Annotated in this window: 12 protein-coding genes; 11 read left to right on the plus strand and 1 reads right to left on the minus strand. The window is 66.1% G+C overall.

Annotation, left to right across the window (positions count from 1 at the left end; all coding sequences use genetic code 11):
• Window positions 1–33 precede the first annotated feature (33 nt).
• Window positions 34–498 (plus strand): bifunctional diaminohydroxyphosphoribosylaminopyrimidine deaminase/5-amino-6-(5-phosphoribosylamino)uracil reductase RibD, encoded by a 465-nt coding sequence (locus tag RTI28_RS20075; protein WP_316922038.1) that lies wholly within the window; start codon window positions 34–36, stop codon window positions 496–498.
• A 62-nt stretch (window positions 499–560) separates the two neighbouring features.
• On the opposite strand, the gene RTI28_RS20080 is transcribed toward RTI28_RS20075, so the two are convergent.
• The gene (locus RTI28_RS20080) at window positions 561–1,298 is read right to left on the minus strand and encodes a TetR/AcrR family transcriptional regulator (RefSeq protein WP_316922039.1); all 738 of its coding nucleotides are present in this window, start codon (window positions 1,296–1,298) and stop codon (window positions 561–563) included.
• A gap of 236 nt (window positions 1,299–1,534) precedes the next feature.
• On the opposite strand from RTI28_RS20080, the gene RTI28_RS20085 reads away from it, so the two are divergent.
• From RTI28_RS20085 to RTI28_RS20130, 10 genes are all read left to right on the plus strand, one after another.
• Complete coding sequence (locus tag RTI28_RS20085; protein ID WP_316922040.1) at window positions 1,535–2,785, plus strand: alpha/beta hydrolase; 1,251 nt, start codon at window positions 1,535–1,537, stop codon at window positions 2,783–2,785.
• 19 nt (window positions 2,786–2,804) lie between these two features.
• A complete protein-coding gene (locus RTI28_RS20090) occupies window positions 2,805–4,532 on the plus strand; it encodes an AMP-binding protein (protein WP_316922041.1) in 1,728 nt (575 codons plus the stop codon).
• A gap of 29 nt (window positions 4,533–4,561) precedes the next feature.
• On the plus strand, window positions 4,562–5,407 hold the full coding sequence (locus RTI28_RS20095) for a VOC family protein (protein ID WP_316922042.1): 846 nt from the start codon (window positions 4,562–4,564) through the stop codon (window positions 5,405–5,407).
• Window positions 5,404–6,564, plus strand: coding sequence for an FAD-dependent monooxygenase (locus tag RTI28_RS20100; protein ID WP_316922043.1), 1,161 nt, complete (start codon window positions 5,404–5,406; stop codon window positions 6,562–6,564). The genes RTI28_RS20095 and RTI28_RS20100 overlap by 4 nt, the downstream gene beginning before the upstream one ends.
• Window positions 6,561–7,016, plus strand: a complete 456-nt coding sequence (locus tag RTI28_RS20105) for an acyl-CoA thioesterase (protein ID WP_316922044.1) — start codon at window positions 6,561–6,563, stop codon at window positions 7,014–7,016. Before RTI28_RS20100 ends, RTI28_RS20105 begins: the two co-directional genes overlap by 4 nt.
• Window positions 7,013–7,792 carry an Asp/Glu racemase gene (locus tag RTI28_RS20110; protein WP_316922045.1) on the plus strand — a complete coding sequence of 260 codons (780 nt, stop codon included), beginning with the start codon at window positions 7,013–7,015 and terminating at the stop codon, window positions 7,790–7,792. The genes RTI28_RS20105 and RTI28_RS20110 overlap by 4 nt, the downstream gene beginning before the upstream one ends.
• Window positions 7,785–8,969, plus strand: coding sequence for an acetyl-CoA C-acyltransferase (locus RTI28_RS20115; protein WP_316922046.1), 1,185 nt, complete (start codon window positions 7,785–7,787; stop codon window positions 8,967–8,969). Before RTI28_RS20110 ends, RTI28_RS20115 begins: the two co-directional genes overlap by 8 nt.
• A 61-nt stretch (window positions 8,970–9,030) precedes the next feature.
• Complete coding sequence (locus RTI28_RS20120) at window positions 9,031–9,942, plus strand: SMP-30/gluconolactonase/LRE family protein (protein ID WP_316922047.1); 912 nt, start codon at window positions 9,031–9,033, stop codon at window positions 9,940–9,942.
• Window positions 9,943–10,108: 166 nt separating this feature from the next.
• Window positions 10,109–11,263, plus strand: coding sequence for an OmpP1/FadL family transporter (locus tag RTI28_RS20125; protein ID WP_316922048.1), 1,155 nt, complete (start codon window positions 10,109–10,111; stop codon window positions 11,261–11,263).
• 239 nt (window positions 11,264–11,502) lie between these two features.
• On the plus strand, window positions 11,503–11,928 hold the full coding sequence (locus RTI28_RS20130) for a YeeE/YedE family protein (RefSeq protein WP_316922049.1): 426 nt from the start codon (window positions 11,503–11,505) through the stop codon (window positions 11,926–11,928).
• Window position 11,929 lies beyond the last annotated feature (1 nt).

Raw genomic sequence — 11,929 nt, forward strand, 5'->3', positions numbered from 1 at the left:
CGTTGCATAAATTCCACCGCCAAGGATCCAGGTATGCCGTCCACCCCCCGCCACAGTGGCCTCGACCACAGCGACAATCTCTTCATGAGCCTGGCACTGGCTCAGGGCAGGCAGGCACTGCCGGCGTGTTTGCCCAACCCTCCGGTGGGTTGCGTCATCGTTCGCGAAGGGCGCGTGGTGGCCAGCGGGTTCACCCAGGCGCCCGGACAGCATCACGCCGAGGCAATGGCGCTTTCGCAGCTGGAAGGCGGCCTCGATGAGCTGACGGCCTATGTGACCCTCGAACCCTGTTCATTTGCCGGCCGGACGCCTTCATGTGCACGGGCATTGGTGAGCGCGGGAATTGCGCGAGTGCATGTGGCAATGCTCGATCCCGATCCTCGAAACGCTGGCGCAGGTATCGAGATCCTGCGTCAGGCCGGGATCGAAGTGACGCTGGGGCTGCTCCAGGATGAAGCCCGGCGCGACCTGCAGCCGTATCTCCTTGAGGGCGCCTGAGTAGCCGCTGGCGCGTCTGGTTTCATGGCTGTCGGGGAATTGCATCAAGGGCGCTGCACCTATCACGGCGAGCACTTGCGCCAGCCCTCGAATCCATCCAGCAGCACCGCCAGGCCCGAATCGAACGTCGAGCCGCTGTCGATGGTGACGAAGTCCGCTGCAAGGAACTCGGCCCCCGGATAATGCTGTGCAGACTTCATCAGGTAGCTGCCAATGAAACCGCTATGGGCATGGGGCGCCTGATGGTTTTCCTTTTCTGCCGCGATCACCGAGACGAACAGCAGCAACAGGTGATAAGCCATGGCCGCGAAGGGCTGGGGCAGTGCGGCCGCCTTGAGGATCTGGCCGATATGGTCGAAATACGCCAGGCCATAGTCGATCTCGCCAGGCTGCACGCGCTGGAACAGGCGAAACTTGTTTTCGGTCAGGATGTAGGTGGCCAGCCCGGGCCAGCACTCGAGGGTCGCGAGTGACGAGCGAGCGAAGGCCTCGATGTCGGTGCGCCATTCGCCGGTGAGGGCGGGCAGCCGCTGCACGCGGTCCTTGAACGCCGCGTTGATCACCGCGCTGATCAGCTCGTCACGGCTGCCCAGGTGGTAATGCACCATGCCCGCCGCGACACCCAGCTCCTTGCCGATGCGCACCATGCTCACTTCCGTCAGGGACTCGTTGCGGGCGATGCCGATGGCGCAGGCGATCATCGCGTCTCGCGAGACATCCTGATCGCCCTTGGGCCGACGGCCCGAGCGTTTGCGCGGTGCCGCCTTGGCGGCTTCGGAGGTGGTGGAGCTTTCAGACATCCAGGCGTACCTTGGGTTTAATTGACAGGCTCTCAGATTAGCATCGTGCTCGCCCACGGGGCAAATTGAGGGGCTGTCAATTCACCCTGCGTGCGATTTCATGGAGCCGGAGGACATTTCGCTTTTTATTAATTGACATGGTCTCAATTGTTGTTCTAGCCTAGCCCCAAGGTTAATTGAGCGTGTCTCAATTATCGCTTCCAAATGTCCCTTGAGGTCTGGCAGGAGGGCCCGTCGTGGCTAATTCGAACAACAAGAAAGTGGCAGTCACCGCAGGGCTGCGGGGTGCATCCTGGCGCCCGGAACGCATGCTCGAGCCCTTCAGCTCGACGCCTTGCCCCTTGCTTACCGAGGATGGCCAGGGTGCCCTGGGCGTGCTGTTCTCCCGCGGTGGGGAGCGCAAGGTGGTGTTCATCATGCATCCCCGCGAGCTGGTGGTTACCCATTACCTGGTCCCGGATGTACTGGATGCCGGCTGGGCGTGCTGGGTGCAGGGCGCGCGTTCGATCGGCAACGACCTGCGCCTGGAACACGAGTTCGCGCTCTACGACGTTGCCGCCGGTATGCGCAGGTTGCGGGAAATGGGCTTCGAGACCATCGTCCAGCTCGGCAACTCGGGCGGGGCGGGGCTGTTCGCCTTCTACAACCAGCAGGCGCTGTGCGCGCCGCAGCAGCGCATCACCCACACGCCGGCAGGCCGTGCTACCCGCTTCGACAGCGCGGACCTTGTGCCCGCCGATGGCATCGCCCTGGTGTCGCCGCACCCTGGCCAGGGTGTCCTGCTGATGAATGCACTGGATCCCTCGGTCGACGACGAGGCCGACCCGTTCTCGACCCAGGCGGAACTCGATCCGTTCAGCGAGGCCAATGGCTTCCGTCTGCCGCCTGACTCCTCCCGCTACAGCGCCAGCTTCATCGAGCGCTACCGGGCCGCGCAGCGCCGGCGCGTGGCACGTATCGATGCCTATGCCCGGCACCTGGTCGAGCAGCGCCAGGCGGCGCGGCAGCGCCTCAAGTCGGGTGGCAGCCGTGCGGACAAGGCGCTGGCCAGCCATGGGCCGATCTTCCAGGTCTGGCGCACCGATGCCGACCTGCGTTGCTGGGACACCTCGCTCGACCCGTCCGACCGCTACGTCGGTTCGCTCTGGGGCAGCGACCCGTTCATTTCCAACCTGGGCAGCGTCGGCTTCGGGCGTACGGTCACGCCGGAGTCGTGGCTGTCGACCTGGTCCGGCCTGTCCTCGAACGCCTCCATGGCCAGGTGCGCGGGTGCCATCGAGCAGCCCACGCTGTTGATCGAGTACACCGGCGACAACTGCGTGTTCCCGGCAGACGCGGATGCCATCTACGAGGCGATTCCGGCCACCCGCAAGGAGCGCTATCGCGCCCGGGGCAACCATCACGGCCAGGCCCTCGACGAGGGCGAGGTGAGCGGGCAGCTCATCGCCGGTGAACACCTCGGCCGCTGGCTTCAAGACACCTTCTAACGACCCAGAGCGTGCAGTCATGACAATTACAACAACTCAAGCCTCTTCCTCTTCTGCTTCCCCCGCTGTCGGCGAGCCGTTGCGCCATGTCGCCGCGCCTATTGCAGGCGTGGTCTACCCCAGGCAGAGCGAACTCGATCGCTACCTGGACGAGGGTGTGCTGGGCTTCGAAACCCTGCCTGACGGCCTGCGTGCGATCGTCCGCCAGTACCCTGACAACGTAGCCCTGCTGGGCCCCGGCCTGCGCATCACCTACCGCGAGCTGGAAGAGCGCTCCACCCGCCTGGCGGGCGCGTTCCTGCGCCAGGGCCTGCAACCGCTGGATGCCGTGGTGTTCCAGTTGCGCGACAGCGAACAGCTGATCATTGCCTTCTTCGCCTGCCTCAAGGCCGGGCTGATCCCGATCTGCACCCTGGCGGCGCACCGCGAGCGCGAAATCGGCTACCTGGCCAACCTCGCCGAGGCCCGGCTGCACATCGTTCAGGGCGACGATCCGAAGTTCGACAGCATCGGCTTTGCCCGCAAGATCCAGGAAACCACGCCATCGCTGCGGCTGATCATGCAGGTCCGCGGCCCGGCCGAGGAGGGGGTGCTGCACCAGGACGCCCTGGTCGACAGCCTCGACCTGGCGCAGGCCGAGGCGCTGCTGCAGGACGTGCATCTGGATCCGTTCCAGGTCGCGGTCTACCAGTTGTCCGGCGGCACCACCGGGGTGCCGAAGATCATTCCGCGCTTCCACAACGAATACCTCTACAACATGCGCGCCGTCGCCCGCTGGCTGGACTACCGGTCCGACGACGTGCTGTTCATGCCGCAGCCGATGGTGCACAACCTCAACATGGGCTGCTGCTTCGGGCCCTTCCTGATGACCGGTGGCACGGTCACCGTGACCCCCGATCTGCAGCCCGACACCCTGATCTCGCTGATCGCCTCGACCCGGCCGACCTGGCTGATGCTCGGCGGCCCGATCATCGCCCGCCTCGAATCGGCGATCCAGGATGGCCGGGTCGACCTGGCCAATGCCCGCGGCGTGCTGGTCGCCAACAGCGCCGCCAAGTTGCAGAAGCTCCTGGGCGTACGCACCCACAACGTCTTCGGCATCACCGAGGGGGTGATCATGTTCGGCCACAAGGACGATCCCGCCGAGGCCCATGACACCACCAACGGCAGGCCGGTGTCAGTCTGGGACGATATCCGCATCCTGGTGCCGGGCACCGAACAGGACGCCGCGCCCGGCGAGATCGGCGAGCCGGCGTTCAAGGGGCCGTACACCATCCATGGCTATTTCCGGGCCGAGGAGCGCAACCGCGAGACCTTCACCCGCGACGGCTACTACCGCTCAGGCGACCTGATGTACACCCGGCTGATCGACGGCAAGACCTACTACGTCTTCTGCGGTCGCCTGAAGGACCTGGTCAGCCGCGGTGGCGAAAAGATCAATTGCGAGGAAGTCGAACTGGCGATCGCCGGGCACCCGGCCGTGGCTGCCGTGGCGGCCGTGGGCTATCCGTGCCCGGTGTTCGACGAGCGCCTGTGCGCCGCGCTGGTCCTGCGCGATGGCTTTGCCGCGCCCAGCGTCGCCGAACTGGGTGCCTACCTGGAGAACTACGGCCTGGCCAAGTTCAAGTGGCCGGAGCGCATCGAGGTGCTCGAGGTATTCCCGCTGACCGCTTCCGGCAAGCTCAGCAAGGAAAAACTGCGCGAGCAGGTCAAGGCCAATGTCGAGCGTGAACAGGCAGGCAAGTGAACTCAACACCGTTCAAAGGAGCACTTCACATGGTAAAGCAGCCCGTTCTCAAGGGTGTCCATCATAGCGCCAGGCCTACCTGGAAACTGCGCGAGACGGTGGAATTCTACCGCGACAAACTCGGCCTGCCGCTCGTCCACGCGATCTCGGCGCGCGGCTGGGGACCGTCCAACCATCCGGACTTCCTGCACTTTTTCTTCGACAGCGGCAACCACAGCACCATTGCCTTCTTCTACTACATCAACACCGAGCAGCCGGACTACACCCGGCCGGTGGCCGACTACCGCTTCGAGGCGACCCATACGGCCTGGCGCGTCGACAACCGCGAGGAGTTGCTGGCGTGGCGTGATCGCCTGGAAAGCCAGGGCATCCCGCTGATCTTCCAGATCCGTCACGAACTCATCGAGTCGATCTACTTCAACGACCCGAATGGCTACTACCTGGAAATCACCATTCAGGAACGGCCAATGGACGCCCTGGACGCCGAGGATGCCAGCCGCACCCTCGAGGCGGCCATGGCCCTGGAGGATGGCCTGGAGGTTGGGCGCAGCGCCTTCACCAGCATCGACCAGGTCTGGAAAGCCAAGGCCCTGGGGATCGATCCCCAGGCCAGCGAGGCCCTTGCGCTGTATGTCCTCGATGCACCGGAGTTCTCGCCGCTGGTCGAGGCGGCCGGGCAGGCCCCGGGCGTGCAGCGGGAAAAACTCGGCAACGGCTACTGGAAGATCACTGCCGAAGACGCGCTGGTCTTCGAGCGCAAGCAACTGGGCTTCGTGCCGGCCTTGTGGAACGCCGCGCTGACTGGCGGCTTCGTTGGCCAGGTGAGCGAGTTCGACCGTTATCGGCTGCGGATCAGCCGGGGAGAGCAAGCATGAAAATCGCGATTGTCGGTGGTGGCCCGTCGGGCCTGTACCTGGGCCTGCTGCTCAAGCGTGGCGCGCCTGAATGGCAGGTGGAAGTCATCGAGCAGAATGCCGCCGATGCCACCTTCGGTTTCGGAGTAGTGTTGGCCGACAGCGGCTTGCAACAGCTGCGCGACGCCGACCAGGCCTCCTATGACGCGCTCTGTGCCGCCACCCGGCAGCATGAGCACCAGGTCATCGTGCAGGCGGAAACGCCTATCGATATCCGCTTGCCGGTAAAGGGCGGGGCGATCCCCCGGCTGACGCTGCTGCAGATTCTCGAGCGCCAGGCTGAGGCGGCCGGCGTGGTGGTGCATTACCGCCAGCGCATCGAGGGGCTGGCGGACCTGGCCCGCTTCGGCCTGGACGATGCCGATGTGGTGGTCGGCGCCGATGGCATCAACTCGGTGGTCCGGCGCGCCTTCGAGGAGGGCTTCGGCACCACCAGCCGCACCCTGGGCAACCATTTCGCCTGGTACGGCACGCCGAAGGTGTTCGACGCCTCGGCACTGGTGTTCCGCCAATACCAGGGCGGGCATTTCGTGGCCCATTACTACGCCTACAGCGATGAAATGAGCACCTTCGTCGCCGAGTGCGACGATGCCACCTGGCAACGCCTGGACCTGGGCAGCCTGAGCGATGCCCAGCGCCAGGTGCTGATGGAGAAGATCTTCGCCCCGGAACTGGAGGGCGCGCCGCTGCTGGATGGCAACGCCCGCGTGGTCTGGCGTCAGTTCCCGGTAATCCGCAATGCGCACTGGACCCACGGCCGCCATGTGCTGGTGGGCGATGCCCTGGCCAGTGCGCACTTTTCCATCGGCTCCGGCACGCGGATCGCCATGAACGACTCCATCGCCCTGGCCAAGGCCCTGCTCGGTTGCGCCGGCGATGCCGCGGCGGGGCTGGCGGCCTACGAGCGCAACCACAAGCCCGGCAAGCAGAAGCTCATCCGCGCCTCGGAACGCTCCTACCTCTGGTACGAGGAGATGGCGCGCTGGATGGACAGCTACAGCGCGGAGCAATTCGTCTACCAGTTCATGACCCGCACTGGCCGTGTCGATGACGAGCGCCTGCGCCGCGAGTACCCGGAGCTGATGGCGCGCCTGGGCAATGTGGGGAGCCCGGCATGAACGAGAGCGCGGAAATCGTCGTCGCACACCAGCCGTTCACGGTGCGGCGCACGGTGCGCTGGATCGATTGCGACCCCGCCGGGGTCGCCTTCACCGGGCGCTTCAGCGAGTACCTGATCGGTGCCGTCATGCACTTCTACCGGTATATCGGCTGGGGGCCGGGAGCCCAGGGGGAGGGCCGTGTCGGCCTGCCCTGCAAGCACATGGCGCTGACCTTTCATGTGAGCCTGGCGCCGGATGCCGTGGTCGACATCAGGATCCGCGTGGGTGCCATACGCGAGCGCAGCTTCGACCTGCTGGCCCATGCCTACCTGCCTGACGGGCGGCTGGCGTTCGAAGGGGTGTTCGCTCCGATCTGCATCGAGCCGCAGGCGCGCAGTGCGGTGCCTGTTCCTCAACCGTTGCGCGAATCCCTGCAACGCCACATGACTGACGAAGGGGGCCGGCCATGACCGCGACCTATCGAATTGGCCAGATCGTGCCCAGTTCCAACACCACGATGGAGACGGAAATCCCGGCGATGCTCAATGCGCGCCAGCAGGTCCGCCCTGAACGCTTCACCTTCCACGCCAGCCGCATGCGCATGCACAAGGTGACGCGCGAGGAGCTCGAGGCGATGAACCGCGAGGCCTTGCGCTGCGCCGCCGAACTGGCGGATGCCCGGGTGGACGTGATGAGCACGGCCTGCCTGGTGGCGATCATGGCGATGGGCAACGGCTATCACCGCCAGGTCCAGGAAGAGCTGACGGCCATCGCCCGCGCCAACCACTGCGACGCCCCGGTGATGACCTCGGCGGGCGCCCTGGTGGAAGGCCTGAAGATCATGGGGGCCCGGCGCATCTCATTGCTGGCGCCCTATATGCGCGGTTTGTGCGACCGGGTGGTGGAGTACATCGAGAGCGAGGGCATCGAGGTGGTCGATTCGATCGCCTTCGAGATCCCCGACAACCTGGAGGTCGGCCGGCGTGACCCGGCCTTGCTGCTCGAAGACGTGAAACGGCTCGATACCACCGGCGTCGATGTGGTGGTGCTGTCGGCCTGTGTGCAGATGCAGTCGTTGCCGTCGATCCAGGCAGCCGAGGATGCCCTGGGCATCCCCGTGACCTCGACCGCGGTGTGCACGGTGCGGCGCATGCTCGACCACCTGGGCCTGGAGCCGCTGGTGCCCGGTGCCGGCGCCTTGCTCAGCGGGCGTTATCCGGCGCGGGAGGCGGGCGGCCATGCGTGAAGCGCTGATCGTCTCGACCGCACGCACGCCGATCGGCAAGGCCGGACGCGGTGCGCTGAACGACATCAAGTCGCCGACCCTGATGGGCCACGCGCTGCGCCATGCGGTGGAGCGCGCGGGCATTGAGCCTGAGCGGGTCGACGATGTGCTCATCGGCACGGTCCTGGCCGCCGGCACCGCCGGCTCCAACCTGGCGCGCAATGCCGTGTTCGCCGCCGGGCTGCCCGCCTCGGTCAGTGGCCAGACGCTGGACCGCCAGTGCGCTTCGGGGCTGATGGCCATCGCCACGGCCGCCAAGCAGATCATCGTCGATGGCATGGACGTGGTCGCCGCGGGCGGGCAGGAGAATATTTCCGCCGTGCAGCAGCGCTACTTCCAGTGGGTCGCCGACGAGCAGGACCCGGCCGTTGTCCAGGCGGCTGCCCACGCCTACATGCCCATGCTGCACACCGCCGAGTTCGTGGCGCGCAAGTACGGCATTTCCCGCGAGGAGCAGGATCAGTTCGCTTACCACTCGCAGATGCGCACCGCCCGCGCCCAGGCCGAGGGGCGTTTCGCGGACGAGATCGTGCCGATCAGCACCCGGCAACGGATCGTCGACCAGGCGTCGGGCGCTGTTCATCTGCAGGCGGTGGTGTTGCGCCAGGACGAGGGCAACCGGCCCTCGACCACCCTCGACGGCCTCGCTCGCCTGGCCCCCGTGCTCGAGGGCGGCAGCGTGACGGCCGGCAACGCCAGCCAACTGTCCGACGGTGCCAGCGCCTGCGTGCTGGTCGATGCGCGCTTCGCCGGCGCGCGCGGTCTGGCGCCGCTGGGGCTGTATCGCGGCATGGCCGTGGCGGGGCTGGCACCCGAGGAAATGGGCATCGGCCCGCTGCTGGCGATTCCCAGATTGCTCCGCCAGCACGGCCTGCGGGTGCAGGACATCGACCTGTGGGAGATCAACGAAGCCTTCGCCTGCCAGGCCTTGTACTGCCAGCGCCAGCTGGATATCGACCCCGAGCGCTGCAACGTCAACGGCGGCGCCATTGCCATCGGCCACCCCTACGGCATGACCGGCGCGCGCCAGGTCGGCCATGTGCTGATCGAAGGCAAGCGGCGCAAGGCCCGCTATGCGGTGGTGTCGATGTGCGTCGGCGGCGGCATGGGGGCCGCGGGACTGTTCGAAATCGTTTGAGCGCGGTGGCCCGGTCCGGGCCGCCGCATACGAGACAACACAACCAGAGGTGGTATGCGAAATGTCGGTAGAACAAAAACAATACGCACTGAATGTCCTTGCCAGCGGTCTGTACTTCGGTGAAGGCCCGCGCTGGCGCGACGGCACGCTGTATATCTCGGACATGCTGGGCAAGAAGGTGTACGCGATAGACGCCGCCGGCAACCAGAAGGTCATCGCCCTGATGCCGAACAAGCCCAACGGGATGGGCTTCCTGCCCAATGGCGAGCTGATCCTCAGCTCGATGCACGAGGCGCGGCTGTATCGCCACACCCCCACCGGGCTGGAACTGCATGCCGACCTTTCCCATGTCTTCACCGGCTACGTCGGCGACATGGTCATCGACCAGCAGGGCCGGATCTACGTCGACGATGTCGGCGCCCGGGTCTTCGAAGGCGAAGCGCTCAAGCCGGGGCGCATCGTCATCGTCGAGCCTGACGGTAAGGTCTCGGTCGGCGTTGAGGACTGCAACTTCCCCAACGGCATCGTGATCACCCCCGACCAGAAGACCCTGGTGTTCGTCGAGACCTTCGCCGAGCGCCTCAGCGCGGTCGATATCGTCGACGGCAGGCTGGAGAACCGCCGGGTGCTGCTGGACCTGACGCAGCTGTTTCCCTCGCCGGAGGACCGCGCGCGCAAGCGTGGCTGCATCGACGGCATCAGCATCGACGCCGAAGGCGGCATCTGGTTGAGCATGCTGCGCGCCGAGCAGTTCATGCGCATCAACGCGCAAGGCGAAGTCACCGACCGCATTCCCATGCCGGGCTACGAGTGCGTGGCCAGCACGCTGGGCGGCGAGGATGGCAAGACCTTGTTCCTGGTCGCGACCAGGGTCGATGGCGACAACATCTTCGACGCCATGGTCAATCTGCGCACCGAGACCACGATCTTCACCACCCGCGTTGCCATCGGCAAGGGCGCGGGCCGTCCGTAGCCCCGGCGGCTGAGTACGGGCGGGGGTACTGAAGCCCCCGCTCGCCACTACCTGATCGCGTGCATCCATTGGTGCCTGCCTGGCGGCAGGCGCCCCGGGCCGCGCTGTGCCCGGCGCAGGCCCGTACCGACTGACCTGAACACAACAAATACAAGGAACCAGGGTCATGAACAGATTTGTGCAATTCACGCTCGCCTGCCCCTTGCTGGTGGCGACCACGGCAGGCGCTTCCAACGGCCCCCAGTACGCGGGTTATGGCGCCCAGGCCATGGGCATGGGCGGGGCGGCCATCGCCAACCCCACGGACTCGCTGGCGGCGGTCAACAACCCGGCGGGCATGGGCGCTGTCGGCTCGCGGGTCGATGGCAGCCTGACCGCCACGGCGGGGCAACTGCGCTCCGATGTCCATGGCGCGGAGAACAGCGATGATGTCCTGGTGTTCGTGCCAGGCTTCGGCGCCAACTACCAGTACCGCCCGGATGTCACCCTGGGCGTGTCGGTTTCCGGCTATGGCGCCGGTATCGACTATGGCAAGTCGATCCCGACGTTCGGGACGTCCAAGGTCAAGTCCGAACTGGCCGAGATGCTGATCGCGCCCACCGCCACCTATGAGTTCCAGCCGGGCCACTACGTCGGCCTGTCGCTCAAGCTGGGCTATCAGAGCCTGATGCTGCACGGCCTGGAGAATTTCGGGGCGACCAACGACCGCGATCATGCCCTCGGCGTGGGCCTCGGCATCGGCTACCTGGGGACGCTGGCACCCGGGCTGCGCCTGGGTATCACCTACTCGACGCCGGTCTGGTTCCAGAAACTCGATGCCCACGAGGACATCATTCCCAACGGCCGCCTGAACATGCCCCAGCAAGCGGGCCTGGGGCTGGCCTACGACAGCGGCCCCTGGACCTTCGTGTTCGACTACCTGTGGATCGACTGGAGCCGCGAGAGGGCCCTGTCCAACTCGCTGACCGAGGGCGGCGCACCCGGTGCGGACAATGGGCCGGGCTTCGGCTGGCGGGACCAGCAGGTCTTCCGGTTCGGCGTGAACTACCGGTACAGCGAGCGCCTGCAACTGCGCACCGGGGTGTCCCTGGCCAATCACCAGGTGCCCGATCGCGAAGCCACGCTGATCGCCATCGCCCCCTGCAACCAGCCCAGGAGCGCGCATCTGGGGTTCACCTACCAGGTATCCGAGCAACTGGAGGTCACCGGCGCCTACATGCACGACTTCCGGCACATCACCAAGGGCAAGGGCGCCAGTGAAGGGGTCGAGGCGGGCGGCGAGCTGCACATGCTGACGGTGGGGTTGGGATACCGGTTCTGACAGGGAAGACCGAACGAGGGCGCGCCTGCGTGCGCCCTCGGGTAACGTCATGGAGACAACGTATCGCCCGGTGCCACGATCACCGGGCGATCCTTGTCGGGCGTCCGCGAAGGGGCGGGCTGCCGGGGTTTCGACATCCAGGAGGGCGAGCAGGGGGCTTCAATGGCATTCCCCCGGGCGCGATTGCCGGGGGGCGGTATTACCATGTCACAATCCCCCCTCATCATCAGGAGATCACCATGACCGATTTCACACCGTGGTCAGCATTGGCAGGGGGCACCATGATCGGCTTGGGCGCCGGGCTGTTCGCCGTGGCCAATGGGCGTATCGCCGGCATCAGCGGTCTGCTCGGCTCGCTGTTGCAGCGTGCAGACGAGGGGCGCGGACAGAAAGTGTCGTTCCTGCTGGGGATCATCGCCGCGCCGCTATTGTGGCAAGTGTTCTCGGCAATGCCTCCGGTCCATTTCACCGTGACGTCGTGGTCGCTCGTGGCTGCCGGGCTGCTGGTAGGCCTGGGCACCCGCTACGGCGGTGGCTGCACCAGCGGCCATGGGGTGTGCGGCCTGTCGCGCCTGTCGCCTCGCTCGGCCGTGGCCACGCTGTGCTTCATGGCGACGGGTTTCGCCACCGTCTACGTCGTTCGGCATGTGCTGACAGGAGCCTGAC

The sequence above is a fragment of the Pseudomonas sp. zfem002 genome, from assembly GCF_032621685.1.
Lineage (GTDB): Bacteria > Pseudomonadota > Gammaproteobacteria > Pseudomonadales > Pseudomonadaceae > Aquipseudomonas > Aquipseudomonas japonica.